The organism is Mangrovimonas xylaniphaga (genome assembly GCF_001280435.1).
GTDB classification, from domain to species: Bacteria; Bacteroidota; Bacteroidia; order Flavobacteriales; family Flavobacteriaceae; genus Mangrovimonas_A; species Mangrovimonas_A xylaniphaga.
In genome coordinates, this window is the sequence record NZ_LBIP01000018.1 from 229,940 (window position 1) to 255,907 (window position 25,968).

The 25,968-nt window shown below is 38.4% G+C and carries 25 protein-coding genes; 12 read left to right on the plus strand and 13 right to left on the minus strand.

The window, feature by feature from the left end:
* The first annotated feature begins 59 nt into the window (after window positions 1-59).
* From ZA06_RS12090 to trhA, 4 genes are all read left to right on the plus strand, one after another.
* Complete coding sequence (locus tag ZA06_RS12090) at window positions 60-947, plus strand: ABC transporter ATP-binding protein (RefSeq protein WP_053978077.1); 888 nt, start codon at window positions 60-62, stop codon at window positions 945-947.
* Between the two features lie 44 nt (window positions 948-991).
* A complete protein-coding gene (locus ZA06_RS12095) occupies window positions 992-4,642 on the plus strand; it encodes an ABC transporter permease/M1 family aminopeptidase (RefSeq protein ID WP_053977736.1) in 3,651 nt (1,216 codons plus the stop codon).
* A 210-nt stretch (window positions 4,643-4,852) separates the two neighbouring features.
* On the plus strand, window positions 4,853-5,530 hold the full coding sequence (locus ZA06_RS12100; RefSeq protein WP_053977737.1) for a DUF4294 domain-containing protein: 678 nt from the start codon (window positions 4,853-4,855) through the stop codon (window positions 5,528-5,530).
* Between the two features lie 8 nt (window positions 5,531-5,538).
* Window positions 5,539-6,165 (plus strand): PAQR family membrane homeostasis protein TrhA, encoded by a 627-nt coding sequence (trhA, locus tag ZA06_RS12105; protein WP_053978078.1) that lies wholly within the window; start codon window positions 5,539-5,541, stop codon window positions 6,163-6,165.
* Window positions 6,166-6,170: 5 nt separating this feature from the next.
* On the opposite strand, the gene ZA06_RS12110 is transcribed toward trhA, so the two are convergent.
* The 3 genes from ZA06_RS12110 to ZA06_RS12120 are packed head-to-tail and all read right to left on the minus strand — an operon-like array spanning window position 6,171 to window position 8,049.
* Entirely contained in the window at window positions 6,171-6,602 is a 432-nt protein-coding gene (locus tag ZA06_RS12110) for a DUF4268 domain-containing protein (RefSeq protein WP_053977738.1), read from the minus strand.
* A 22-nt stretch (window positions 6,603-6,624) separates the two neighbouring features.
* Window positions 6,625-7,299, minus strand: a complete 675-nt coding sequence (locus ZA06_RS12115; protein ID WP_082332033.1) for a ZIP family metal transporter — start codon at window positions 7,297-7,299, stop codon at window positions 6,625-6,627.
* 18 nt (window positions 7,300-7,317) lie between these two features.
* The gene (locus ZA06_RS12120; protein WP_053977740.1) at window positions 7,318-8,049 is read right to left on the minus strand and encodes a class I SAM-dependent methyltransferase; all 732 of its coding nucleotides are present in this window, start codon (window positions 8,047-8,049) and stop codon (window positions 7,318-7,320) included.
* Window positions 8,050-8,172: 123 nt separating this feature from the next.
* Here ZA06_RS12120 and ZA06_RS12125 point away from each other — a divergent pair, with 123 nt between their 5' ends.
* Window positions 8,173-9,330: a THUMP domain-containing class I SAM-dependent RNA methyltransferase gene (locus tag ZA06_RS12125; RefSeq protein ID WP_053977741.1), complete on the plus strand. Its 1,158-nt coding sequence runs from the start codon at window positions 8,173-8,175 to the stop codon at window positions 9,328-9,330.
* Between the two features lie 69 nt (window positions 9,331-9,399).
* Here the strand turns inward: ZA06_RS12125 and ZA06_RS12130 are convergent, their stop codons facing one another.
* The 4 genes from ZA06_RS12130 to rlmD all read right to left on the minus strand — a co-directional run bounded on the left by ZA06_RS12130 (window position 9,400) and on the right by rlmD (window position 12,771).
* Window positions 9,400-9,933, minus strand: coding sequence for a lipid-binding SYLF domain-containing protein (locus ZA06_RS12130; RefSeq protein WP_053977742.1), 534 nt, complete (start codon window positions 9,931-9,933; stop codon window positions 9,400-9,402).
* 142 nt (window positions 9,934-10,075) lie between these two features.
* Window positions 10,076-10,822, minus strand: a complete 747-nt coding sequence (locus ZA06_RS12135; RefSeq protein ID WP_053977743.1) for a DUF6048 family protein — start codon at window positions 10,820-10,822, stop codon at window positions 10,076-10,078.
* Window positions 10,788-11,321, minus strand: coding sequence for a DUF6452 family protein (locus ZA06_RS12140; RefSeq protein WP_053977744.1), 534 nt, complete (start codon window positions 11,319-11,321; stop codon window positions 10,788-10,790). Before ZA06_RS12140 ends, ZA06_RS12135 begins: the two co-directional genes overlap by 35 nt.
* 37 nt (window positions 11,322-11,358) lie before the next feature.
* Window positions 11,359-12,771 (minus strand): 23S rRNA (uracil(1939)-C(5))-methyltransferase RlmD, encoded by a 1,413-nt coding sequence (rlmD, locus tag ZA06_RS12145; RefSeq protein ID WP_053977745.1) that lies wholly within the window; start codon window positions 12,769-12,771, stop codon window positions 11,359-11,361.
* 135 nt (window positions 12,772-12,906) lie between these two features.
* On the opposite strand from rlmD, the gene rocD reads away from it, so the two are divergent.
* Complete coding sequence (gene rocD, locus ZA06_RS12150) at window positions 12,907-14,151, plus strand: ornithine--oxo-acid transaminase (RefSeq protein ID WP_053977746.1); 1,245 nt, start codon at window positions 12,907-12,909, stop codon at window positions 14,149-14,151.
* A 61-nt stretch (window positions 14,152-14,212) separates the two neighbouring features.
* Here rocD and ZA06_RS12155 read toward each other — a convergent pair whose 3' ends face one another.
* Together ZA06_RS12155 and ZA06_RS12160 are read right to left on the minus strand one after the other, a co-directional pair.
* On the minus strand, window positions 14,213-14,557 hold the full coding sequence (locus ZA06_RS12155; protein ID WP_053977747.1) for a CCC motif membrane protein: 345 nt from the start codon (window positions 14,555-14,557) through the stop codon (window positions 14,213-14,215).
* A gap of 16 nt (window positions 14,558-14,573) precedes the next feature.
* Window positions 14,574-14,855 (minus strand): DUF2752 domain-containing protein, encoded by a 282-nt coding sequence (locus ZA06_RS12160; protein ID WP_240472246.1) that lies wholly within the window; start codon window positions 14,853-14,855, stop codon window positions 14,574-14,576.
* A gap of 11 nt (window positions 14,856-14,866) precedes the next feature.
* Between ZA06_RS12160 and ZA06_RS17155 the strand changes: the two genes are divergently transcribed.
* Together ZA06_RS17155 and ZA06_RS12170 are read left to right on the plus strand one after the other, a co-directional pair.
* Entirely contained in the window at window positions 14,867-15,220 is a 354-nt protein-coding gene (locus ZA06_RS17155) for a hypothetical protein (RefSeq protein WP_240472247.1), read from the plus strand.
* On the plus strand, window positions 15,217-15,771 hold the full coding sequence (locus ZA06_RS12170) for a Smr/MutS family protein (protein ID WP_053977749.1): 555 nt from the start codon (window positions 15,217-15,219) through the stop codon (window positions 15,769-15,771). The genes ZA06_RS17155 and ZA06_RS12170 overlap by 4 nt, the downstream gene beginning before the upstream one ends.
* Here ZA06_RS12170 and ZA06_RS12175 read toward each other — a convergent pair.
* The gene (locus tag ZA06_RS12175; protein WP_053977750.1) at window positions 15,768-16,676 is read right to left on the minus strand and encodes a hypothetical protein; all 909 of its coding nucleotides are present in this window, start codon (window positions 16,674-16,676) and stop codon (window positions 15,768-15,770) included. The two genes, ZA06_RS12170 and ZA06_RS12175, sit on opposite strands and share 4 nt — an antisense overlap.
* Before the next feature lie 152 nt (window positions 16,677-16,828).
* On the opposite strand from ZA06_RS12175, the gene ZA06_RS12180 reads away from it, so the two are divergent.
* On the plus strand, window positions 16,829-17,977 hold the full coding sequence (locus ZA06_RS12180; RefSeq protein WP_053977751.1) for a cysteine desulfurase family protein: 1,149 nt from the start codon (window positions 16,829-16,831) through the stop codon (window positions 17,975-17,977).
* Between the two features lie 189 nt (window positions 17,978-18,166).
* Here the strand turns inward: ZA06_RS12180 and ZA06_RS12185 are convergent, their stop codons facing one another.
* Window positions 18,167-18,658 carry a cupin domain-containing protein gene (locus ZA06_RS12185; RefSeq protein ID WP_053977752.1) on the minus strand — a complete coding sequence of 164 codons (492 nt, stop codon included), beginning with the start codon at window positions 18,656-18,658 and terminating at the stop codon, window positions 18,167-18,169.
* 197 nt (window positions 18,659-18,855) lie between these two features.
* On the opposite strand from ZA06_RS12185, the gene ZA06_RS12190 reads away from it, so the two are divergent.
* From ZA06_RS12190 to ZA06_RS12200, 3 genes are all read left to right on the plus strand, one after another.
* On the plus strand, window positions 18,856-20,322 hold the full coding sequence (locus tag ZA06_RS12190) for a carbohydrate porin (protein ID WP_053977753.1): 1,467 nt from the start codon (window positions 18,856-18,858) through the stop codon (window positions 20,320-20,322).
* A gap of 181 nt (window positions 20,323-20,503) precedes the next feature.
* Entirely contained in the window at window positions 20,504-21,952 is a 1,449-nt protein-coding gene (locus ZA06_RS12195; protein WP_157503246.1) for an alkaline phosphatase PhoX, read from the plus strand.
* A gap of 16 nt (window positions 21,953-21,968) precedes the next feature.
* Window positions 21,969-23,741, plus strand: coding sequence for a cytochrome-c peroxidase (locus ZA06_RS12200; RefSeq protein WP_240472249.1), 1,773 nt, complete (start codon window positions 21,969-21,971; stop codon window positions 23,739-23,741).
* Between the two features lies 1 nt (window position 23,742).
* Here the strand turns inward: ZA06_RS12200 and thrC are convergent, their stop codons facing one another.
* Both thrC and ZA06_RS12210 read right to left on the minus strand, forming a co-directional pair.
* A complete protein-coding gene (gene thrC / locus ZA06_RS12205) occupies window positions 23,743-25,038 on the minus strand; it encodes a threonine synthase (RefSeq protein ID WP_053977755.1) in 1,296 nt (431 codons plus the stop codon).
* The gene (locus tag ZA06_RS12210; RefSeq protein ID WP_053977756.1) at window positions 25,035-25,961 is read right to left on the minus strand and encodes a homoserine kinase; all 927 of its coding nucleotides are present in this window, start codon (window positions 25,959-25,961) and stop codon (window positions 25,035-25,037) included. Before ZA06_RS12210 ends, thrC begins: the two co-directional genes overlap by 4 nt.
* Window positions 25,962-25,968 lie beyond the last annotated feature (7 nt).

Consider the following 25,968-nt stretch of genomic DNA (forward strand, 5'->3'; position numbering starts at 1 on the left):
CAAAACCTTATATTTTTACACTTATAACCTCTAAAACAGAACTGCTAAATAATATACCTATGAAATTAGTCATTAAAGATCTTACTAAAACCTATAAAAATGGGGTAAAAGCCATTGATAATTTAAGTCTGGAAATAGGCACCGGAATGTTTGGTTTATTGGGGCCAAACGGAGCGGGAAAGTCATCTTTAATGCGAACCATAGCCACCCTTCAGAGTCCAGATTCCGGCTCTATCATGTTTGGAGACATCAATGTGTTGGAAGATAAAATGGCATTGCGAAAAGTGTTGGGATATTTACCGCAATCGTTTGGAGTGTACCCTAAAATGTCGGCCGAAGCACTTTTGGATTATTTTGCCACTTTAAAGGGCGTATCCTCCAAGGTTGATCGTAATGCCTTGGTTCGGGAGGTTTTGGAGATTACCAATCTTTATGATGTAAGAAAGAAGCATGTTGCAGGTTATTCGGGAGGTATGAAACAGCGTTTTGGTATTGCACAGCTGCTATTGAACAATCCTAAGCTGATCATCGTTGATGAACCCACGGCAGGTTTGGATCCGGCAGAAAGACACCGCTTTTTAAATGTTTTACGAGAAGTCGGGACTAATTGTACCGTCATTTTTTCAACCCATATTGTGGAAGACGTAAAGGAATTGTGCACGGATATGGCTATTTTAAATGGTGGGAAAATTTTAATGCAAGCTACGCCAACCCAGGCAAGGGAATCACTTAGAGGAAAGATTTGGACCAAAGTTGTAGAGCGTGACGAGTTGGAGCAAATGGAAGCTATGTACAATGTACTTTCTTCTAATTACAATGAAGATAATACCTTGAATATTCGGGTGCATTCAGACACACTTCCAGCCGATGATTTTGTTGCTGCCGAACCGCAATTGGACGATGTATATTTTATAGCCTTGAAACAGGACGAACCAATAGATTCCTAAGCAAACAGGAAAGTCTTGTCATTTTCTAATTTAAAAATACATCTATGTTCTTCACGATATTTACACACGAACTTCGTTATTGGCTAAAAAAGCCAGCCACTTATATTTACGCTGCCATATTTTTTGTGTTGGCCTTTTTTATGGCGTCTGCATCGGCAGGAATTTTTGACAGTGTCACGGTTACCACAGGGTCCTCACGAATTGTCAACTCACCTATAGGGATTTTCAACCTTTATAATGCTTTAACCATTTTTATTTTCTTTTTGTTTCCATCCATAATTGGAATTTCCATTTACAGGGATTATAAAAGTGAAATGCATACCATTTTGTATTCCTACCCGTTTAGCAAGGCCAATTATTTGTTTGCCAAATTCTTCAGTGCTATTGTGGTGGTAACCGGAATTGTATTTGTTATCGGGATAGGCATGTTTATAGGTTTCAGGTTTCCTGGAACCAATTCTGAACTGGTGGCCCCTTTCGATTTGCAATCTTATTTGTATACCTACTTGGTCTATATTCTTCCTAATGTATTGCTTTTTGGTGCCATTGTTTTTGCTGTAGTAACCTTCACCCGGAATATTGCAGCGGGGTTTATCACCATCGTGCTGTTAATCTTTATTCAAGGTTTGATGGAAGGTTTGTTGTCGGATTCAGATAACAGGGCCTTAGCAGCCATGTTGGATCCTTATGGCGCTTCTGCAGCAGATTATTATGTAAGATATTGGACCGTTGCCGAACAGAACGAATGGCATTTACCTTTTAAAGGGCTCATTATCTATAACCGTTTGTTGTGGCTGGGGATTGCTTCTCTGATCTTTGGATTGGTATACAAATTCTTTTCCTTTAGTCAAAATGCCGTTAGTTTTTCGTTTAGAAAAGATAAGGGAGAACGCTCGGTTAAACGCAATTTTGGAGGCATTACAAAAATCAACCTTCCAAAGGTGAGTTTTGATTATTCCTTTCTTCAAAACCTAAAAACTATGTGGAAATTGTCCAATATGGAGTTTCTCTACATTGTGAAAAGTTGGCCGTTTATTAGCATATTGATTGTTGGTTTGATCATTGTTTTGATTTCACTTTCTGAAATTGGCAACCTCTTCGGAACACCTACATTACCCGTTACTTGGAAGATGTTGAATGGAGGTTCGGCATTTGTGATTGCTATCAACATCTGTACATTTTTATATGCAGGTTTGTTGGTACACCGAGGTAATATCACCCGAATGGAAGATTTAATAGATGTAACTCCTATTCCAAACTGGACGTTGTTCCTGTCTAAATTCATTGCCTTGTTAAAAATGCAATTGGTGATGTTGGCCATTATCATGGCGTCTGGAATGTTGTTTCAAATCTATAATGGCTATTACAATTTTGAAATTGGGCATTATGTGTACGAACTGTTTGTGTTGAGTTTCATTAGCTATGCCATTTGGGCCTTTTTGTCAATGTTTGTGCAAACCCTTATGAGAAATCCTTACTTGGGGCTGTTTGTATTGATTGTATTAGCTATAGGTATGCCATTGTTGAGTTTGGCGGGAGTGGAGCAGGCTATTTTTAAATATAATCAAGGCCCTGGATACGCGTATTCCGATATGAACGGTTATGGGGATTCCTTTGGTCTTTACATGATTTACAAACTGTATTGGTTGTTCTGCGGTTTGGTGCTATTGGTTTTTACGGCACTATTTTGGGTGCGAGGATTACCAGATTCATTTAAGGAGCGCATACAAATTGCGAAAAGAAGATTGACCCTTAAAATGACCATCTTACTTTCTGTATTTGTAATTGGCTTTTTGGCACTCGGATTTCGAATTTATTATCAGAACAATATTTTGAATACCCGAATTTCTTCCAAAGAATCAGAGCTTAGGACTGTGGAATGGGAGAAAACCTATAAGAAATATGAGAATGCCGCTCAGCCTCGAATTGTTGCTGTGAAGGCCAATGTGAATATTTTTCCGAAGCAACTCAATTTTGATGCTTCTGGGGAATATGTAATGATCAATAAAACCGATGTGGCTATCGATAGCATTTTTTTAAACCACAATAGTTATCCAAGCACTTTTGAATTTGATAAGCCAAATACTTTGGTGTCTGAAGATACCATCTACAATTTCGATATCTATGAGCTGAAGCAGCCTATGTTGCCAGGCGATAGTCTTACCTTGAGTTTTACGGTGAAGAATAAACCCAATAGTTTGTTGGAAAAGAATTCGCCTGTAAGACACAATGGGACATTTATCAATAACTTTCAGATTTTTCCAAATCTGGGATATAATGGCGGAGAGTTGCAAGACAATAAAATCCGTGAGAAATATGATCTGCCTCCAAATGAACTCAAGCCAATGCCAACCGATTCTACGGCATTGGGCAATACCTATATTGGCAAAGATTCGGATTGGGTAGATTTTGAAGCTACGGTAAGTACTTCCGAAGATCAAATAGCGATTGCACCGGGATATTTACAAAAGGAATGGACAGAAAATGGCCGTCGTTATTTCCATTATAAAATGGACAGTAAAATCTTGAATTTTTACGGATTCAATTCTGCTGAATATGAAGTGAAAAAGGATACATGGAAGGATGTGAATTTGGAAATCTATTACCACAAAGGGCACGAATACAATTTGGACCGCATGATGGCGGGGATGAAAGCCTCTCTAGAGTATAATACCAAGAATTTTAGCCCTTATCAGCATAAACAATTACGCATTATAGAATTCCCAAGAACGGGAGGCAGCTTTGCTCAGTCCTTTCCTAATACCATTCCGTTTTCTGAGGGTGTAGGGTTTATTGCCGATGTGGATGAAACAGAAGAAGGTGGGGTAGATTATCCATTTGCCATTACGGTGCATGAAGTGGCGCACCAATGGTGGGCACATCAAGTAATTGGTGCCGATGTGTTAGGAGCTACTATGTTGTCTGAAAGTTTATCAGAGTATGTGTCACTTAAAGTGTTGGAACATCAACAGGGCAAGAGCCAAATGCGCAAGTTTTTAAAAGAGGCTTTAGATGATTATTTAACCCAGCGTACCTTTGAGTCTAAACGTGAAAAACCATTGATGTACAACGATGGGCAAGGTTATATCCGTTACCAAAAAGGTTCTTTGGTGTTCTATGCTATAAGCGATTATATAGGCGAAGAAAAACTGAACAATGCCTTGAAAGCTTATGTGGAGAAGGTGAAGTTTCAAGAAGCGCCTTACACGACTTCCGTGGAAATGGTGGATTATATCAAGGAAGTGACTCCAGACAGTCTGCAATACGTTATCAAGGACATGTTTGAAACCATTACCCTTTATGAAAATAGAGTGGCAGATGTCACTTCTACAGAGTTGGAAAACGGAAAATACCAGGTTGATATTCATTTTCAGGTGAGCAAATATAGAAATGACGAAAAGGGAAAACGCTTCTTTTCCGATAACGGAAAGGATTCTTTACAATACCAATCGGAAACTATGAAGAAACCGGAATATTCTGTGCCATTGGCCGATTATATTGATATTGGAATTTTTGGAGAAGAGGAAGTAAATGGTGTTAAAAAGGAAACAGAGCTCTATTTGAAAAAGCAAAAGATTACCCAAATAGACAATCATATCTCAATTATAGTAGACGAAAAACCTGTAGAAGTAGGTGTAGACCCATACAACAAGTTGATTGATACGAACAGTAACGACAACCGGAAAAAGTTGTAAGCCATTTATAGAAAACCATAAGAATTGCTTATGGTTTTTTTAAGGCATCAATAAATAAGGTTGTTATATAATATTAATAGTATTTTAAGGTTTTAGAGACTGTAAATTATTAATTTTACCCTAACATTTAAAACCTGTAGAATTAGAATATTCCTTTACCAAAGGCACTTTCTGTTATATTTGGAATGGTTTTGGATTTAAAAATTGTCTATGAAGTGGCTTTGCTACATAATGGTTAGTTGTCCCTTGGCCATATGGGCGCAAGTGAAACCTGTAGAACAAGATTCTACACAGGTGGATTATATTATTGTGGAAGGAGATTCCATCCCACGTACTTCCATAGATTTACATGAAGTTATTTTACTACACAAACTAAAGTTTGATGATAAAGAAGCGAGAAAGCGCTATTTGATCCTGAAACGAAAAACCATAAAAGTATATCCTTATGCCAAATTGGCGGCAGAGCGATTGGTAGCCCTTAATGAGCGTATTGGCAAATTGGATAACAATCGGGATAAAAAGAAATACGCCAAAATGGTTCAGCATTATATCGAGGATGAATTTTCAGCAGAACTTAAAAAGTTGACCAGGACCGAAGGGCAAATTTTAGTGAAACTTATCCATCGACAAACAGGGAGCACTACTTTCGATTTGATTAAGGATCTTCGCAATAGTTGGCGTGCCTTTTGGTTTCAAAACACCGCAAGGTTGTTCGACATTTCTCTAAAGGAAGAATTTGATCCCATGAATGTGAAGGAAGATTATTTAATAGAAGACATTCTGGAACGCGCCTTTCAAAATGGTCAGTTGATTCGTCAAGAACCCGCTATCGATTTTGACTACTACGACCTTACAGATAAATGGACGGTTACCAATGTGAAAAATTAGATGGGTCCATGCGAAAACAAACACATTTTGAAGAACAGTTAAATGCCAGCAGCCACGCTTTAGGAGCGGTTTTGGGCATTGTTGGTTTGGTGTTGTTGGTTGTCTTTTGCAGTTCCAGTGTTCCTTGGGGACTTTTTAGTGTGGTGATTTACGGTATTTCCATTATTGTCCTGTTTTTAGCTTCTACTTTTTATCACGGCATTAGGGAAGAACAGAAGAAGCACTATTTTAGGATTATGGACCATATAAGCATTTATTTGCTTATTGCTGGAACCTACACTCCCGTCCTTTTAATTGCCTTGCCACATAGTTTGGGGTGGCCCCTGTTTTGGGTGGTTTGGGGGATTGCGGCTTTTGGAGTCTTCTTGAAACTGTTTTTTACGGGCCGCTTTGAAGTTTTTTCGGTAATCCTTTATTTGGTGATGGGCTGGTTGATTGTTTTTGACTTTTCAGCTTTAACCGAACAAGTATCCAGTGGTGGTTTAACATTGTTGTTTGCAGGAGGACTTTTTTACACTTTGGGCATTATTTTCTATGCCATAGATAGGATTCCTTACAACCACGTGATTTGGCACCTTTTTGTATTGGCTGGTGCCATTAGCCATTTCTTTATGATTTTTCTTTACGTAATATAGATTGGTTAATCCAACTTAATAACGTCCTTGAAATCTTCAAAAAATGTTTCAAATCGGTCCATGGTCGTATTGAAAAACACCATCACATCCTGCCAAGTGTTTTTGTTGTGAATGGATACTTTCTGTTCTAACGGCACATAGATTCTGGAAATTTCCTTGCCATTTTCCAATAGGTGTTCTTCTTCAAAAATAGCTTCTGGTAAATAGTCTTCCAATAAAATGGTCTTTAAAGATTCCAATTGTCCCCAATAGGTAATGCGGTTTTCCAAATCACCTTCAACATCCAGAGAGACCAAGGCTTTTTTTGTGTCAAAATGAAATTTAAAACTGAACTCCTTAATCTTGGTATCGTACAGAATCCACTTTCTTGGGAAGGATTTTCCAAAACTGGTCCAAAACTCCTGACGTATCAATCTCGATTCTTCTTTGCTAAACATGGATAATGCTGTTTCTGTATTCTTAAATCATATAAGCTATGGCAATCCCAAACAAGATAGCAAATAGTTTGGTAACGCTAAACTTGTGGCCTTCGTCGCTTTCAAACAAAATGGTAGTTGAAATATGGAAAAATATTCCAATTACAATAGCATTGATCATCGTGATATAATCTGCAATCAACTCCCAGCTTTGAGACAATAAAGTTCCCAAAGGTGTCATGATGGCGAAAATGGATAGGAAAGCTACAATTTGAAGTTTGCTAAAGTGCGAATGCAATAAAAACCCAGTAATAACAATGGCAATAGGGATTTTGTGGACTAAAATTCCATAGACCATATCGTTATGTTCGTGGATTGGAAATCCTTCAAAAAAACTATGGATGCATAAGCTGATAAACAATGCCCAAGGAAATGCATGTTCATGCTTGTGAATGTGTACGTGGCCATGTTCGGCACCTTTGGAAAAGAATTCCAATATCACCTGAAAGAGTATTCCAAACATGATGAAGAGACCAGTTTGTTTGGCTTCCAAATGCTCATATACCTCAGGAAGTAATTCAAAAAGGGTCAATGCTAATAAAAAGGCACCACTAAAAGCCAATAGCAATTTTGTATTAAGGGTATTGCTTTTTTTTGTGACAATAACAATGCCTATACCAGACAATACAGCAATTATGGGCAAGAGATATTGATAAATCATACTACCAAGATACAATTATTTAAAAATCATGATTAAACGTTCGGAGCTGCCTTTGTAGAATTTTCGTAAATTGTAACCGCCAAAAACATCCAACAAATACACGCCTGCTTCTTCAAAAAGCGCTTCAAAATCTTCCAAAGAAAAGGCTTTTACACGCTCTTGGAAGTTATAGTCATGTCCCTCATGTGTAAATGAAATATCCTTATAGATATAACCGTCTTGCACATAACGTTTAAGATGAAAATCGATGCCTTCCATAGTTTTGGTTTCTTCAGGAACAAGGTTCGAAATAACGTAATCACTGTTCATAAAGTCAATCACTCCCAAACCGTAGGTGTTCAAATTGTTCTTGATGGCGGTAATGGTAGCTAGATTACTAGCATCTTCATCAAAATAGCCAAAACTTGTAAAAAGATTCAATACGGCATCAAACTCCTCTTCATAAGGCGTACACATATCGTGAACCTTAAAACGAAGCGTTTCGGTTTCATATTGTTTGGCATGGGCTATGCTGTTTTCAGAAAGGTCAATTCCTGTAACATCATACCCCAGTGAATTTAAATATTTGGAGTGGCGACCTCTCCCACAGGCCAAATCCAAAACTTTGGAATCGTCTGAAAGGTTGAGGTACTTGGTTAGGTTGTCCATAAAGCGTTGGGCTTCATGGTGGTTTCTGTCTTTATAAAGTATATGGTAAAAAGGCGAGTCAAACCATGACGCATACCATTGTGTTGTATCTTTTGTCATAAATATTTCAAGAGAAAAGGAACATTTGATGTTACCTTGGTTGATTGTGGTTTCAACCTATTTACATAATGCTATTATGTGCCACAAAAATACTTTATTTTTGCAATCTATTTGGAGTAAACTATGGAGAATAATTTTAAGATGGTGGCCAAGACCTTATTTGGCTTTGAAGAATTGTTGGCTAATGAATTGACGCAACTTGGAGCCCAAGAGGTAAAACCTGGTGTACGTAACGTAAGCTTTGTGGGAGACAAGGGGTTTATGTATAAAGCTAATTTAGCGCTGCGTACAGCTATAAAGATTTTGAAACCTATCAAGTCGTTTCGGGTGGTGAGTGAGCAGGATTTGTATGATAAAATCTATCAAATGCCTTGGGAGAATTATATGAAGTCTACTGGCTCTTTGGCTATTGATGCCACTGTACACTCCCAAACGTTTACACATTCCAAATACATTGCCCTTAAAACAAAGGATGCCATTGTAGATAAATTTAGAAACACTACGGGACATCGTCCTAGTGTGGATTTACGTTTTCCAGATTTAAAAATCAACGTGCATATCGATCGTCAGCAATGCACTATTTCCTTAGATACGTCAGGGGAATCTTTGCATAGAAGAGGGTACAAGACAGCTACTAACATTGCCCCAATTAACGAGGTGCTTGCGGCTGGGTTGGTAATGTTGTCAGGTTGGGACGGCCAATCCGATTTAATGGACCCAATGTGTGGTAGTGGGACTATTTTAATTGAAGCAGCGATGATAGCTTGTAACATTCCGCCAAATCTAATGCGTAAGGAATTTGCTTTTGAGCGTTGGCAGGATTGGGATGTCGATTTGTTTGAAACCATTGAAGAGTCCCTATTGAAAAAGACACGTGATTTTCACCATAAAATTATAGGTTACGACAAATCGCCAAGCGCAGTGAACAAGGCTAAGGACAATGTGAAAAATGCCCACTTGGAAGAGTTTATCACCATAAAACATGAGGATTTCTTTAAAACCCAAAAGGCAGGAAATGAGAAACTCCACATGTTGTTTAATCCACCTTACGGCGAGCGTTTGGATATAGAAATGGAAAGTTTTTACAAATCGATTGGGGACACGCTGAAGCAAAGCTATCCTGGAACCGATGCTTGGTTTATTACGTCTAATTTGGACGCCTTGAAATTTGTAGGGTTAAGGCCTTCCAGAAAAATTCAATTGTACAATGCCAAGTTGGAATCTAAACTTGTGAAATATGTGATGTACGAAGGCAGTAAAAAGGGAAAGTATATGTCCTAATTGATAAACTAGATATGTTATAAAAAAAGCGTTTCAAAATTGAAACGCTTTTTTGTTTGTATCATAGTTCTAAAATCCTTTGTAGTTAAATATTTGGCCTCCAACAGACACTTCAGCCATCAAACCTCCTTTGGTATGGGTAAACACGGCTACGCCATCGGTGTATTTGGCATCTAGGGATTGGCCCATGGTTAAAGCTGTTGCAGAGATACCAGCATCAAACTTGAAGTCACCTTTCTTGAATTCATCAAGAGCATTGGCAGTTTCAAAAAAGATGATTTCAATAAGGGCCTGTCCTCCAATTTGGGCTCCAATATTAATTTCTTTCACACTGGCCATTCCTTGAGCAATTCCAGAAACATAGAGCACACCATTTCCCGAAGCCCCTCCAACAATAAGACCTCCTTTACCAACATTTGGGAAGATGACATAACCAGCAGAGGTTTCAAAATACTTTTTTAAATCCGGAGAATGTTCCAACATTTCAATTTGGGCCTTTTCAGCATCGATAATAATTTTTCTGTCTTTCTCAGTTTGGGAATAGGCAGATAAGGCAAACATGCTAAGTGCAAAAACGAAAACTAATTTTTTTAACTTTTTCATAATGGTGGTGTTTTTGTTAAAAATAGAAGCTTAAAGGTAATGATTTTAGCGTAAAGTGTTGTTTGTTAATGGTTTAAAGTTTCTATAAATAAAAGAGGGCCAAATAGGCCCTCTTTAATAAATGTATAGGAAATAGAATATGTTATTCTTCTTCCTGAATTACTTTTTTGTCTTTCTTGAATATAGGAACTAGATAAGAAATGGAATAGCCAAACCCCATTCCGAAAGCGCCACTGTCGTAGGTTCTGTTGAAACCAGGAATGTAGATGTTCTCAAAGTTTCCTGGTTCAGTTTCGGTGATACGTCCCTTTAGTTGGGCATTGATACCAATAAACAAATTTTTAAAGGTTTCGGCTTTTATACCAATGATAAGTTCTCCCCAAAACGCTGTCAGGCCATCAAATTTCTGAGAGTCGTAAGAGGTGTATGGATTGCTCCAATATTGATCGGCATTATAAACGGTATAACTGTTTACAGTTTGGCTAAAGGTGCTGGCACCAACTCTAAAACCTGCATAGATCATATTTTGCATATCCAACCAGTTGGTGTACATATTATAATCAACCCCAGCCTTAAAATAACCTCCGTTGGTAGTGACATTCAAAAAATTTGTTTTGGTGGTTTTTTCTTCGGTGCCTATCTCGCCAGCCAAATATAATTTTTGAGTGAGACGATAATCGCCCATAATTTCAAACCCAGAATAGTCCTCATCAATCAAACTACGAATGGGTTTGCTGATGTCAGCCCCGATTCGTAGGCCGTATTTCTGTTTGTAAACTAAGGTGTCGTTGCTGATAGAGTCTTTTTCCTCTTGAGCTGTTGCTAATAAAGGGAACAACAGCAAAACCAATATTTTAATGATAAATGTTGATGTGCGCTGCTGTTTCATTTTCTATGGTTGTGTTTACGGTTACGGCGTTAATGATCCAAATGTCCTCATCGTTGGTTTCATCTACATCTATTTCTGTTCCGGCAAAGGTACTTTTATAACCACAAGCTCTGGAAACGTAGACAAACTCAGGAGTATAGTTGACTTCTATAATATCGGTATTGGAAGCAGTGGTTTCCTCAGTGTCACTGTCGTAATCGGTGTTTATTTTTAATTCAAATCTAGAAATGGCAGTGATGCCTTCCTCTTGAAAGTTCAGAGGCAACAGAATAGAATCTGTAGTTGTATTGGAGATAATTTCCTCATCCAAACCTTCACCTTTTACAGTAAGTTTTCTTGCAGAAAGCGTATTTGTAGGATTATTGACATCGTAAAAACGAATAATCAAATGAGGAGTGGTAGCCGTGGTTTCGGCACATATATCATCTTTTTCGCAACCCAAAACAAGGTATCCCAGGATGGCTAAAAGCGGACATACAATTTTCAAATATCTTACCATAATTAGATGTTCTGATTAGCAGAATTAGGGTGCCTTATTAATTTCGGCGTTCTAAAAGTACAACATTTTCTACATGGTAGGTCTGCGGAAACATATCTACCGCTTGTACCTTGGTTACTTTATAGGCTTCATCCATTAAGGCCAAATCCCTAGCTTGTGTGGCACTGTTACAGCTTACATACACTACTTTTTCTGGAGCAATGTTTAATATTTGCTGAACCACATCTTTATGCATCCCGTCACGAGGAGGATCGGTAATAATCACATCTGGATGGCCATGTTGGCTGATGAACGCATCGTTGAATACATTTTTCATATCACCTACATAGAAGTCAACGTTTTCAATGCCGTTTAATTGTGCATTTTCCTTGGCGGCAGTTATCGCATCAGGAACCGCTTCTACACCCACAACCTTTTTAGTCTTTTTAGCCACAAATTGTGCAATGGTTCCTGTACCTGTATACAAATCGTAAACGAGCTCGTCTCCTTTAAGGTTGGCAAATTCTCGGGCAATTTTGTAAAGCTCGTAAGCTTGTTTGGAATTGGTCTGGTAAAAGGACTTTGCGTTGATTTTGAACCTTAGGTCTTCCATTTGTTCAAAAATATGATCTTCACCCTTGTAGCAAATGACTTCTTGGTCATAAATAGTATCATTGGCTTTTTCGTTGATCACGTATTGCAATGAGGAAATTTCTGGGAAGGTTTCAGCCAAATGATCCAACAACAATTCTCTCTTTGCTTTATCTTCCTTAAAGAATTGAATCATGACCATAAGGTCTCCCGTTGTGGAAGTCCGAATCATGAGCGAGCGCAAAAATCCAGCTTGGTTACGAGTGTTGAAAAACTCCATGTCGTTGGCAATGGCGAAGGATTTTACCTCATTACGGATGGCATTGGAAGGATCTCCCTGTAGCCAACATTTCTTCACGTCCAAAATCTTGTCCCACATACCTGGAATATGGAATCCCAAAGCATTTTTGTCGCCCAAATCTTCATCAGATTGGATTTCTTCTTGAGTAAGCCATCTGCTGTCACTAAAGGAGAATTCCATTTTGTTTCGGTAGAAATATTGTTCTGAAGATCCTAAAATAGGAGTGACTTCAGGCAGTTCTATATGCCCAATACGTCTCAAGTTGTTTTCAACCTCTTTATGTTTGTATTCCAATTGGTATTGGTAATCCATATCCTGCCATTTACAGCCACCACAAACCCCAAAATGCTCACATTTGGGTTCGCTGCGTTTCTCGGATAATTTATGGAATGCAATGGCTTTACCTTCATAGTAAGCCTTTCTCTTTTTATAGGTTTGGATGTCTACAACATCACCTGGTACGGCATTAGACAAAAATATCACTTTACCGTCTGGCGCCTTGGCAACCAGTTTGCCTTTGGCCCCGGCATCTATCACTTCTACGTTGGTAAATACCTGCTTTTTGTTTCTTCTTGACATGTGGCAAAAATAGAATAAATGCCGGTAAAAATTCCAAAAATAGGACAAGATTTAGTAATTTGCAGCCACTACAAAGACGGATGATTTCTCTCCTGAAAGAAGGAATTGCAAATATTTTAATTAAAAGTAAATAAAATGGCGGTTTTAGACCAAATGACGTCCCAGCAAGCAATTGATTTAGAAAACAACTATGGAGCTCACAATTACCATCCACTTCCAGTGGTTTTGAGTCGTGGTGAAGGTGTGCATGTTTGGGATGTTGAAGGGAAACAATATTATGATTTTTTATCGGCGTATTCTGCAGTTAACCAGGGGCATTGTCACCCAAAAATTGTAGGGGCTATGGTAGCGCAGGCACAAACATTAACCTTGACTTCAAGAGCATTTTACAATGATGTTTTGGGGAAATATGAAAAGTTTGCCTGTGAGTACTTTGGTTTCGATAAATTGCTTCCTATGAATACGGGAGCAGAGGCTGTGGAAACAGCTTTGAAATTATGTAGAAAATGGGCTTATGAAGTGAAGGGAATTCATGAAAATGATGCCGAAATTGTAGTTTGTGAAAATAACTTTCACGGACGTACAACTACCATCATTTCTTTTTCAAACGATCCTGTAGCGCGTGAACATTTTGGACCTTATACCAAGGGATTTATCAAGATTGCATATGACAATTTAGAAGCTCTGGAGGAGACTTTAAAAAACAATCCAAATATTGCTGGATTTTTAGTGGAGCCTATCCAAGGGGAAGCCGGAGTATATGTGCCTAGTGAAGGGTATTTGGCTAAGGCCAAGGCTTTGTGTGAGCAATATAATGTTCTATTTATTGCCGATGAAGTACAAACAGGAATTGCCCGTACAGGAAAGTTATTGGCGGTAGACCATGAAAATGTAAAACCAGATATTTTGATTTTAGGGAAAGCCTTGAGTGGTGGAGCCTATCCTGTAAGCGCGGTATTGGCTAATAACACCGTCATGGATGTTATAAAACCTGGAAATCACGGGAGTACTTTTGGAGGAAATCCGGTGGCGGCTGCAGTTGCCATTGCTGCTCTGGAAGTAATTGAAGAAGAACAGTTGGCTGCTAATGCCGAGGAATTAGGGCAATTGTTTAGAAGCGAAATGAACAAGTACATTGCAAGCAGTGAATTGGTAAGTTTGGTTAGGGGAAAAGGCTTGTTGAACGCCATTGTAATTAATGATGATGAGGAAAGCGATACGGCATGGAACATCTGTTTGGCATTGCGCGATAATGGATTGTTGGCAAAACCAACCCATGGTAACATTATTCGTTTTGCACCACCTTTAGTAATGACCCAGGAGCAATTATTGGATTGTGTGAACATCATTACCAAAACACTCAAAGAATTTGAAGCTTAATCCAAATGATTTATAAAAAAATGCGACCAATTGGTCGCATTTTTTATTGTGTGAAGTGATGTTATTCTTGAGGTAAACCTTGTTGAATTTCTTGCAAACGTTCTTGCAATAATTCTGGGTTTGATAATGCTTCCCATCCAATAAAGCTAATGATCCATGCTATGTAAGCAATGGAAATGATGCTTAAAATAACACCAATAATACCCATAATTCTTCCTGCTTTTACATTGCCATACCCCAAATACTCTTCTGGAGCTGATTGGTAAAGTTTTGTAGCTTTTGAACCTAATACAATAGCAATAATTCCACAGATAAGTCCTGGGATTCCATAAAAGCAACAGCCTACTATTGATAGGATTCCCATTACTAAGATTAAGGTTGAATTTGGTAAAGTTTGTTTTTCCATGTTGATTAGTTTAAAGTTAAAAGTGTTTTAAATAATAATTTATCAAGGTAATTGTAATATTCAGGATGAATAGCGCTAAAATAATTTTATGCCCGTACTTGAATTGGTATTTAATATGCGCCAATAGAAAAATGCCCAAGAGTAACAAGGTGTAAATTGCAGGGTACATTTTAAACGCTGCAGAAAATTCACCTTGAAGTACTAGTACTAAGGCACGTTGTGTACCACAGCCCAAGCATTCCATTCCGAAGGTTTGCTTCCAAAGGCAGGGGAGCATGAATGACTCTAGTGATGACATAATTGTTAGTAATGACTTCTAACAAATGTATGAAATCTAGATACTATTTAAATGAAATTGCAAGTATTTTCATATATGAAAATGTAAATGAATTGCAAGTCAAGCTATTAATATTACTTCTAAAAGCTGTATTTTTGAAGCCTCTTTTAGTACAGTTTAATATGAATATTCCAAAACGAATCAACTATCTTTTTATAGTCATTGGGGGAATCGTGGCATTTTATGCACAAGCCCAAGAAAAGCAAAATACTTTTGTGTTAATTGGCGGCGTTGCAATGCTGATGCTGGGCATTTATGGAATATCTAAAAATATTCCAAGTAAATTTGATAAGGACGAGACGGACGAAAACGACCTAGACGCATGAGTTTACAAATTGGAGACAAAGTTTCGGTGTTGGATGAGGATATCACAGGAATCATCACCACGAAAAAGGGTGATTTATTTGGAATAGAAACCACCGATGGTTTTGTGCTGGAATTTTATGCCCATGAACTTATTGTTATTGAGGCATCATTAAAATCGGAAGTGTTTTCGGAGCAATCTGCTTTTGAAGTGATTCAAGAGAAGGAAATTCCGCAGAAAAGAAAATCGCAAAGGACCAAACCTAAGGAGCGCAATTTACCGGCTATGGAAGTGGATTTGCATATCCATCAATTAACGCCCAAACCAAATAGGCTTTCCAATCATGAAATGTTGACTCTTCAGTTAGATACTGCCGAACGCCAATTGAAATTTGCCATTAGCAAGCGCATTCAAAAAGTGGTGTTTATCCATGGCGTGGGAGAAGGCGTTTTAAAAACTGAATTGGAATACCTTTTTGGCAGATATAACAATGTTACGTTCTATGCCGCCGATTACCAAAAATATGGCATGGGAGCTACCGAAGTTTACATCTATCAGAATTTAGAGCCTTAATCTTCCTCTGTAGAGAAATCTACTTCCAAGGTATAAGTTCCCAAGTCTATTTCATCTGTACTTAATACCGTGATATCTACATTATGTACTGTAAAATAAATTGAAATGGTTCTGGTATAGGTGTTTTCAATAAACTCATCAAGTGGAAATTCATCTTGAGCATTGCTATCTAAGTATCGTGCAATGGTGGCATCAACAGCAAAGTCATTTGCTGGATTTTTATCGCCATTTTCATCCTCGTATCTTGTAAGGATACCATCCCCATCATCATCATTATCTAGGTAATCTGGGGTGCCATCTTCATCAGTATCTCTAGCGTCTTCAAAATTATTATCGCCATTTGGATCTGGTGCTTCATTTTTGGTCTTCACATTGTCATTGTCATCATCTTCATCTAAATAATCAGGAATACCATCACCATCTGTATCGGTTGGGTTGGTACTAGGATCATTATCACCGTCTAAATTGGCATCTTCTACAGAAGAAGGAATACCATCATTATCATCGTCTAAAAATGTGGAATAGTATTCAACGGTACCCGAGGTAGCCTCGTAGTTATTGGTAACGGTAACCGTTTCATCAGGAACTAAATTACAGATAAAGTTCTCGGGATTGTTATCGTAGGTTCTGTAATGAAATCTTACGTTTGTCCCGTTTATGGCCATTGAACCTTCAACAATACCGTCTTCAGGATTAAAAATACCATCGTTTGTACTGTTGGAAGGAAACAGTAGGCTCAAGGATTCGTAGGGAGATTCCTTGGTTTTATATAATAGGTAAGACTCTGATGTTTCTGGGCAGAGCGTTAATTCGTCTTCAAAATCAAGTTCCACGTCAAGAATGTCACCATCATCACAGGATACTATAAAAAAGGCAACAAACAGAAGGTATATAAAGTTTCGCATAGTGGTAATTTGAGTCACAAAAATAAGAGAATTGTTAATTTATAACGTGGCATCTGGGAAATAATTTTATTTCCTGTACTTTTGCGGCTGATTGGCGAAGGGGGAAGTGTTCCATTGCCAATTTCCCAAGAATTACCAATAAACAAAACAACATGAAACAAGTATATTTTGACAGTGCCGCAACCACAAAGGTTAGGGACGAAGTGATTACAGAAATGCATAAAGTGTTATCTGAAAACTACGGAAATCCATCATCAACCCACGCTTTTGGGAGGTCTTCAAAATCTATTATAGAATCAGCCAGAAAAACCATTGCCAAATACTTAAACGCCCTGCCTCAAGAAATTATTTTTACTTCTGGAGGTACCGAGGCAGACAACATGATCTTGCGTTGCGCTGTTAGGGATGCAGGTGTAAAAACAATCATCACTTCATGTATTGAGCACCATGCTGTGCTGCATACGGCGGAAGAACTGGAAAAGGAATACGGAATCAATGTAGAATATGTAAAACTTCAAAAATGCGGAACCCCAGATTATGAAGATTTGGAGCGTTTGTTACAAGCTTCTGAAGATTTGAAATTGGTAAGCTTGATGCATGTTAACAATGAAATAGGGAATCTTTTGGATGTTAAAAAGGTGGCCTTGATGTGTAAGGAAAACAATGCTTTGTTCCATAGTGATACGGTACAATCCATTGGACATTTTGAATGGGACGTCCAAGATGTGCCAATTGATTTTATGACGGCTGCAGCCCATAAGTTTCATGGACCAAAGGGAATTGGGTTTGCTTATATAAGAAAGAATAGCCATTTGAAACCGCTTATTTTTGGTGGCGCTCAAGAGCGTGGGTTTAGAGCAGGTACAGAACCTGTACACAATATCAAAGGTTTGGAAACCGCTTTTGTTATGGCCTATGACCATTTGGATAAAGAACGCAATTATATTTTAGACTTAAAGAATTACTTTAAATCGGAAGTTGAAAAACATATCCCAGGCGTAAGTTTTAACGGGAACTGTGGTGATGATGAAAAGAGTACCTACACTTTATTGAATGTGTGTTTGCCATTATCTGCTGAAAAAGCTTTGACATTGCAGTTTCAATTGGATTTAAAGGGAATTGCTTGTTCAAAAGGTAGTGCTTGCCAAAGTGGAAGTTCATTGGGATCCCATGTATTAACCCAAATATTGTCTGAAGAAGACTTGAAGAAACCTTCCATTCGTTTTTCATTCAGTAGTTACAACACCAAAGAAGAAATAGATTATATCGTAGAGGTACTTAAAGAAATAGTTGAGGCTTAACAGTTAGATAAGGCCATAAATAAATGGCTGCCTTCAACATTTCTTTTTTGATCTGTAGAAAGTTATATCAATATGGGGCCTACACTTGCTCTTTGCCATTAGTAGTGTAGGCTTTAGTGTTTCACAATTCCATTATTGACAACTGGACATTTGTCTGGGCAGCCATCCTTTTCTTTTTTTACAATAATATCAATCCAGATATTCCCACGGATAGGTTTTCTGTTCGTATTTTCTATCAATTTCCTTAATAAACTCCAAATATTCTGGTGTAGCTTCGGTAAGGGGCAAAAACTCTCCTTCTTTTACGGGTGTTCCAATATCTACAAACAAATTTTCCAAACCAGCAGGCATAATGGTACAGGTGAGTCGGGCATTTTTGTTGGAGGTGTTTTTAAAGCAATGAATAGGTCCATTGAATGGAATGGTGACAAACTCCCCAGCTTTTACGGTAATATGACCTTCTTCACTTTTAAATTCCAATTCACCTTCGGTTAAATGAAATAGCTCCTGCGCGTGCGGATGGTCATGAGGAGGTGGGCCACCTCCTGGAGGTACCAACATTTCAATAACCGCATAATCGCCGTTGGTGTCTTCACCAGAAATTACAATATGATAATTGCTGCCGGCAACCGCCAAATATTGACCTTCATGTTTGTTTTTGATGGTTATTTTGGACTTCATAGAGGTGTATTCAAAAGTTTAGGTCATGTAAAGTTATGCAGAAAGCTTTTAAAAAGGGGTTGTAAAAATAGAAGTCTAAATAAAGTTGTGAAATCGATTTGTAATTAGTTGTATTTGAATGATATATGAATGTTATGTATATTTATAATGCAACAATGATACGCATTGAAGCATTAAATTGAAGAACCAACAGTAATATGTATGAAACAAGAATACGATTTAAAGGAAAAAAGACATTTTGGAAGTTAGGGGTTTGTGTTTGGGCATTTTTAAGCTGTTATTGGCTAAATGCCCAAATTAGTTATGAATATACCACCAACAAAAGTTTTTATTTGGGATCCTATGGACGTGTAGGAGTGGACTGGTCTTTTGAGAATGGCGAATCTATAGGAAGACGTTTAAACCTGAGCAATATGGGAAGTATTGGCGGAAGGTTGGAGGAGCAGGATTATTTGGAGTTGGTTCCCAATTTTGTGTTCAAACCCAAGAAAGGTGATAGTACTACCATCCACGTGCAAATGCGCTTATCGGTTTATGCTACCAGCCTTACTTCTATAGGAAATAGTTCTACCACAAGTTTGGGAGGCCTTAATTTCGCCTTACCCGAGATTTATGCGGAAGCTAGGAATATTAAGGGAAAGGATTTAAATATATGGATCGGTTCCCGATTATATAGAGGTCCGGATGTTCATATAGCCGACCACTATTATTTCAATGATCATTCTGGACAAGGGTTTGGTGTAGAATATAAAAAGTCGAGAATGGCAGCCGTGTTTGTGGCTTCGGTGGATACCACCTCTACATTACCACCATATTTCTATTTGAACATTGAAACGGGAACTCTTAGTGCCGCCCTTAGGCAGCGCACTGTAGTAATAGGCGAGCATGATTTTGAATTGAATCAAGACAATAGGATTACGGCGCTTGGAGAGGTGCATTATATGGGAGGCGGTGATGAGGACAATGATTTGACCGAACCAGGAGATGTTGGGGAAGCTGTGAATTTTCCATCAGACTATGGTTTAGTGTTTGGAGCAAGGTACCATAGGCGTTTTAGAAAACTTCTAGATGGCTCTTTTAACGATTTAGCGGTCAGGTATGGCTCAGGGATAGCCAATGGAGGTGATGGTGGGATATCTAAAACTTGGTATACTTTTGGAGCACCTAATGCGGAAGATTTAAATTTTAGAGGCGCCTATTCATGGTCGGTGGTCAATCAGGCTATGTTGAATATTTCCAATTTCTATAGTCTGAATGGTTATGTGATTTTTACCAAAAGTAAGGGTGGTGCAGATAGCAATCACATTGCTGAAACCTATTTTGGTAAGGAGGTTTTCAATAGAAAATTGGATTTAGCTATTGGGACCAGGAATGAATTCTACATCACCGATTACTTTCATATTTTGGCAGAACTGCACTATGCCCAACGTAAAGATGGTACCAATCCCAATGCAAGCATGACCAAATTTAGTATTGCGCCGGTATTTGTTCCTACCGGAGCCCGGGATATTTGGGCAAGGCCGCATTTTCGGTTTGTGGCATCCTTTGCTCGTTATAACGATTTTGCCAAAGAAAACCTGCATTCTCCTTATTTGTTGTTCACGGGGCCCAAACGCTGGGGCTATTACTTTGGGGTGAAAGCAGAGTGGTGGCTTTGGAAATAGTTGTTTTAAAAGGTGGTAAACTGCCTTTATTTTCAAGAGAAAAGAGCTTATTTGTTTTAATTCCAATTATTAACATAAGCATAACACTATTAACACTTTAGTGAATTTATCTTAAATCTGACTTAAGGTTATTCTTACCTTGCCGTTGTTCATTTGTGAAAACTTTTAAAAAAACATGAAAATGAACAACTATTACAAATTTGCTTGTGTTGGCCTAGGGCTTTTGTACTTTATGTCATGTAATGATGATGACGGTTCCAATAATGAACCAAAAAATGAGGTGGTTTTGCAATCGCACTCTCAATCTCCAGTATTATTGAAATTGACCCCAGAGTTTTCAGATGTGAACATTTATAACTTGTTGACATCGGAAGATCAATTGGCAAACACTCCAAATTTTGTGTACGGCTCTATGGCAGACGGCGCTGGGCTAATCAAAAACGCTGATGATACATTCACTTTAATAAACAATATAGAAGCCGACTATTCCATTGCAAGAATTACTTTGGATGAAACTTTTAAGCCTGTAGGAGGTGAGCACATTTTGAATGCTCAAGCTACGGCATCTACTGCACAATGTTCAGGATCGTTGATTACTCCCGAAGAACACGGTTTTGGACCTTTATATTTATCAGGTGGTGAATGGGGTGGATCTTCCAATGGTGTATTCTTAACGGATCCTTTCAAAAGTACTGGAGGGGCTTCTACAGCTCAAATGCTTACAGCAATGGGGCAGTGGTCTACTGAAAATGCAGTAGCTATTGGTAAAGATGCCTACCCAGGGAAAACGGTAGTATTTATTGGAGATGACCATTCCGATAATACGGTACCTTCAGGACAGTTAGGAATGTATGTTGGAAACCAAGGAGACTTGGAAGGTGGTTCTTTATACGGACTTAAAGTTACTGATTCTAACGTAAATTTTGAAATGGATATGGTTGAAGGACAATCGTATGCTATGGAGTTTGTTGAATTGGAGGAAACCCAATTGGATTTGTTGGATGCCGAGGCCAAAAACAAAGGAGTAATGGGATTCTCTAGATTGGAGGATATCGATTGGAGAAGAGGTTCTGCAGACAACAACAGAGAAATCTATTTTTGTGTAACGGGACGTAGCAAGCCAGACTTGGAAGGTAAAGGAACTTTCTACGGTCGTGTGTACAAAGTAACCATGAACCCTAACGACCCAACAGGAGCTGGTACGATTACTTGTGTATTGGATGGGGATAAATTAAGCGGGAAAGCAAAATCATTCCACAGTCCAGATAACATCGTAGTAACTGAAAACTATGCGTATATCCAAGAAGATCCAAATGGATACTACGATACAGCTGATAAGACTCACTACGCTAGATTGTACCAATATAACTTGAATACAGGAGCTTTAAAAGTGGTATTGGAATGTGACCAAGAAACTGCAGAAGGTTTAGGTTATGGTTCAGCAAGTTCTGCTTGGGAAATCACTGGAATGATCGACATTTCTGAAACTGTTCGAAAGGATGACACTTTCTTGGTGATTACTCAAAACCACGGATGGGAAAACGATGGTTTTACAGATTCCACGGCTAATGCTTCAAGTACTTCAAATGAAGGAAGTATGTTATACATTATTGAAGGTTTGGACAGATAGAATGACAAATTTTTATTTGAAACACATAAAGAAGGCACACTATGGTTTAGTGTGTCTTTTGTGCATTGTATTGGGGTCTTGCAAAAAGACTGAAACCCAAGAAGCTGTTGAGCCTATTGTTACCTTGGAGCGCAGTTATGTGAATACTTTAGGACGCTGTATCGAGTTTTTGGATTCAACCTTGGCTAGGACTAACAGAGACTTGATGTTAAAGGGGTATTTAAATGCGCGAGAGCAATTTAAAATGGCGGAACCCGTATTGTCTTATGTAGACAAGGGCAACTATAAAAGTTTGAACGCCCCAAATATTTTAAGTGTAGAAGAAGAAGATGCTACCGATATCAAAATCAACAATCCGTTTGGATTTCAGGTTATGGAAGAACTCTTGTTTGAAGAACCTTTTGATAAAGTCGAATTTAAAAAGGTGGTACAACAAACTAGAAACCGATTGGAGCTCATCAAACAGAACACACGCTTAAAATTGAAGCCATACCATATTTTATGGCTCATTCGAGATGAAGTGGCGCGTATTGCCCTTACGGGAATTACAGGCTTTGATTCGCCAGTTTTGGAGGCTTCCATGAAGGAAAGCATCATTGCCTATGGAAGTTTAAAAGAGTTACTGAATGTTTATAAAGATGAATTTGCTTCGGAAGGATTGTATAATGAGTTTCAAGAAGCATTTGATAAGGCTATTGTGAATTTGAATTCTGATTTTGAAAGTTTTGACAGATTCAATTTCATTAAAAATCATACCCATAAACAATTGGAATTGTTGCAACGCACCAAAACCGATTGGGAAGTTGAGTTTCCTTTGGAATTGGCCTTTAACAATGACATGACATCCTTGTTCTCTTCCAGTACCTTCAATATGGATTATTTTTCCGGTTATGTAGAAGTGGATAGTTTGCTGTCTTCAAAAATCAGTTTGGGGCAACGTTTGTTTAATGATAAGAGATTGTCGAGCGACAATTCTATGAGTTGTGCTACCTGTCACGATAAAAATAAAGCATTTACAGATGGCCTGAAAACATTTCCAAAGCAATTGAGAAATACACCAACATTAACCTATGCGGCTTTGCAAAGAAGTTTCTTTTATGATGGTAGAACAGGGAACCTTGAAGGGCAAATTGTAGATGTGGTGAATAACCAACATGAATTTCACACTAACCTAGACGATTTGAAAGAAGTGGTTAGTAGTGATTCTGTATACGCAGTACAGTTTTCAAAATTGTATGGTTCCGAAGTTTCAGATCATTCTATAAGAAATGCCATTGCGGTTTATATTAGAAGTCTGAACAAATTCAATTCAAAATTCGACAACAATATTAACGGTTTGGAAAACACTTTGTCTTCGCATGAAGTAAATGGCTTCAATTTGTTTATGGGAAAGGCCAAATGTGCCACCTGTCATTTTGCACCGGTATTCAACGGAACGGTGCCTCCAAACTTTAAAGACACCGAGTTTGAACTGTTGGGAGTACCAAAGGACACGCTTCAGGAAACACTTGTAGACAGTGATTTGGGACGTTACAATGTATTCAACACTATAGAAAAGAAGTATTTTTTCAAAACGCCTACCGTTAGGAATAGTTCCAAAACTGCTCCTTACATGCACAACGGTGTGTTTGTAAATTTGGAGCAGCTTATGGAGTTTTATAATGATGGAGGAGGAGCCGGGTTAGGTCTAGACTTGGAATACCAAACCTTGCCTCCCGATGCTCTAGGGTTAACCGAAAGCGAAATGAAAGATATCATCAGCTTTATGGAATCTTTAGAGGATAGTTAATCTAAGAGTCCAACAAAAATGATTTCAATTCTTCATACGAAGCAATGGAAGTCGCTCTTTTTTTCTTACTCATTACCTTAAGGATTTGTGGAGGAAGTTCGATGTTTTCTCTGATAACTTCTTCCACAATATCTAAAAATTTGGTAGGATGCGCTGTTTCCAAAAACACACAATGAGCATTTGGGTTTTCCTTTAAATAGGACTTGCAGGCCAAATACCCAACAGCACCATGCGGATCGGCTACATAGCTGTAATCGTTGTAAAGTTCCTTGAGAGCTTCTTTGGTTTCCCTATCGGTAAAACTATATCCGGATAAATCTTCTTTTAGGTTCTTGTAATTGTTCTGATAGATTTCCTGAATTCTAATAAAATTACTAGGGTCTCCCACATCCATGGCATTGCTTATGGTTTGTACGGAGGGTTTAGGATCATAAATCCCCTCACGCAGATAATCTGTGACTACTTTATTGGCATTGTTGGCAGCTACAAAATGTTGAATAGGAAGGCCTAATTGTTTGGCCATCATACCAGCGCAGATGTTTCCAAAATTTCCACTAGGTACTGAAAATACAAGGTCCTTGTGAGTTTTGTATAATGCTTTGTAAGCGAAAAAGTAATAGAACATCTGCGGAAGCCATCTCGCCACATTAATGGAATTGGCAGAGGTTAACTGCATATGACTTGTTATGGATTCATCCAAAAAAGCTTGTTTCACCATCGCTTGACAATCGTCGAAAGTGCCATCTACTTCTAAAGCTTTGATGTTCTTTTTCAAAGTGGTAAGTTGCTTTTCCTGAATATCACTTACTTTGCCACTAGGATACAAAATAACCACGTTCACACCGTTAACTCCTAAAAATCCATTGGCAACGGCTCCACCAGTATCGCCAGAAGTAGCGACCAAAACCGTGACTTCATTTGGATTGCTGTCATTGAAATAGCCTAGGCATCTCGCCATAAATCGAGCACCAACATCTTTAAAAGCCATGGTTGGGCCATGGAACAATTCCAAGGAGGAAATTTGATTATTGATCTTTACAACGGGAAAATCAAAAGACAATGTTTCTGAGATAATCTCTTTTAAAGTGTCTTCAGGAATTTCGGGGACTACAAATTGTTTGATGGCTTCAAAAGCAATGTCTACATTATCCATTTGATCCATCTGCTCAAAAAATGATTTTGGCAATGGTGTTATAGATTCAGGAAAATACAAGCCTTTGTCTGGTGCCAATCCTTTGATAACGGCGTCCTTGAAGGTGGTTTCTGGGGCTTTTCGGTTGAGGGAATAGTATTTCATAGCAACGTTTTTATTCCTTGGATGTTAATTTTTGAAACATGTATATTAAAATCCAAGTTGGTTTTGGAATATAAGTCTTCTGCGGCATGTGCCACTTGATTAGCAATATCTTCACCCTTTGACAAAATAAAAATGGAAGGTCCAGAACCTGAGATTCCAGAACCAAGGGCACTATGTTTTTGCGCAAGTACTTTTACTTCTTTGAAATAAGGTATCAAAGTACTTCTGTAAGGTTCAATAACTACATCGTGAAGTGACTTGCTGATCAATTCATAATCGTTGGTGTGAAGTCCATGAACCAAGCTTCCAAGGTTAGCCCATTGTGTAATGGCCTTTTGCAATGGAATTTCCTTTGGCAAAATGGCTCTGGCCTCGGAGGTTTTGATTTCTATTTGTGGGTGAACTATAGTAGCGTATAATTCATCGGGAGTTGGAATTTCCAAAATTTCCAATGGGTCCACGCTTTTTACTAGAGTGAATCCTCCAAAAATGCCAGGCGCAATATTATCGGCATGTTCACAACCACTTGCCAAAGCTTCGCCTTTCATTGCGAAGTAGGAGAGTTGCGTTTTGTTGTAAGGTTTTCCCAGAAGTTCATTGATAGCATATACACTACCCGAAGCGCTGGCGGAACTACTACCAATACCACTTCCGGGTTTGATGTTTTTGTAGATTTCCATATCGAAACCAAAATCTGGTTTGGCATCTTCCAAAAGGGCCAGAGCGGCAACCCCTGCAACATTCTTTTCAGCCTCAAGAGGTAAGTCGTAACCTTCAATTTTAGTAATCCGAATCCCTTTTTGGGCTGATTTTTTTACAATCATTTCATCTCCAACCGCGTCCAAGCAAAAACCCATGACATCAAAGCCACAGGCTACATTGGCCACCGTTGCAGGCGAAAATATTTTTATTTCGTTTTTCAATATTGGT

Excerpts from the sequence above, each read along its gene's own strand:
- ZA06_RS12090 (WP_053978077.1), top strand. The coding sequence starts at position 60 with ATGAAATTAGTCATTAAAGATCTTACTAAAACCTATAAAAATGGGGTA.
- ZA06_RS12095 (WP_053977736.1), top strand. The coding sequence starts at position 992 with ATGTTCTTCACGATATTTACACACGAACTTCGTTATTGGCTAAAAAAG.
- ZA06_RS12100 (WP_053977737.1), top strand. The coding sequence starts at position 4,853 with ATGAAGTGGCTTTGCTACATAATGGTTAGTTGTCCCTTGGCCATATGG.
- trhA (WP_053978078.1), top strand. The coding sequence starts at position 5,539 with ATGCGAAAACAAACACATTTTGAAGAACAGTTAAATGCCAGCAGCCAC.
- ZA06_RS12110 (WP_053977738.1), bottom strand. The coding sequence starts at position 6,602 with ATGTTTAGCAAAGAAGAATCGAGATTGATACGTCAGGAGTTTTGGACC.
- ZA06_RS12120 (WP_053977740.1), bottom strand. The coding sequence starts at position 8,049 with ATGACAAAAGATACAACACAATGGTATGCGTCATGGTTTGACTCGCCT.
- ZA06_RS12125 (WP_053977741.1), top strand. The coding sequence starts at position 8,173 with ATGGAGAATAATTTTAAGATGGTGGCCAAGACCTTATTTGGCTTTGAA.
- ZA06_RS12130 (WP_053977742.1), bottom strand. The coding sequence starts at position 9,933 with ATGAAAAAGTTAAAAAAATTAGTTTTCGTTTTTGCACTTAGCATGTTT.
- ZA06_RS12135 (WP_053977743.1), bottom strand. The coding sequence starts at position 10,822 with ATGAAACAGCAGCGCACATCAACATTTATCATTAAAATATTGGTTTTG.
- ZA06_RS12140 (WP_053977744.1), bottom strand. The coding sequence starts at position 11,321 with ATGGTAAGATATTTGAAAATTGTATGTCCGCTTTTAGCCATCCTGGGA.
- rlmD (WP_053977745.1), bottom strand. The coding sequence starts at position 12,771 with ATGTCAAGAAGAAACAAAAAGCAGGTATTTACCAACGTAGAAGTGATA.
- rocD (WP_053977746.1), top strand. The coding sequence starts at position 12,907 with ATGGCGGTTTTAGACCAAATGACGTCCCAGCAAGCAATTGATTTAGAA.
- ZA06_RS12155 (WP_053977747.1), bottom strand. The coding sequence starts at position 14,557 with ATGGAAAAACAAACTTTACCAAATTCAACCTTAATCTTAGTAATGGGA.
- ZA06_RS12160 (WP_240472246.1), bottom strand. The coding sequence starts at position 14,855 with ATGTCATCACTAGAGTCATTCATGCTCCCCTGCCTTTGGAAGCAAACC.
- ZA06_RS17155 (WP_240472247.1), top strand. The coding sequence starts at position 14,867 with ATGACTTCTAACAAATGTATGAAATCTAGATACTATTTAAATGAAATT.
- ZA06_RS12170 (WP_053977749.1), top strand. The coding sequence starts at position 15,217 with ATGAGTTTACAAATTGGAGACAAAGTTTCGGTGTTGGATGAGGATATC.
- ZA06_RS12175 (WP_053977750.1), bottom strand. The coding sequence starts at position 16,676 with ATGCGAAACTTTATATACCTTCTGTTTGTTGCCTTTTTTATAGTATCC.
- ZA06_RS12180 (WP_053977751.1), top strand. The coding sequence starts at position 16,829 with ATGAAACAAGTATATTTTGACAGTGCCGCAACCACAAAGGTTAGGGAC.
- ZA06_RS12185 (WP_053977752.1), bottom strand. The coding sequence starts at position 18,658 with ATGAAGTCCAAAATAACCATCAAAAACAAACATGAAGGTCAATATTTG.
- ZA06_RS12190 (WP_053977753.1), top strand. The coding sequence starts at position 18,856 with ATGTATGAAACAAGAATACGATTTAAAGGAAAAAAGACATTTTGGAAG.
- ZA06_RS12195 (WP_157503246.1), top strand. The coding sequence starts at position 20,504 with ATGAACAACTATTACAAATTTGCTTGTGTTGGCCTAGGGCTTTTGTAC.
- thrC (WP_053977755.1), bottom strand. The coding sequence starts at position 25,038 with ATGAAATACTATTCCCTCAACCGAAAAGCCCCAGAAACCACCTTCAAG.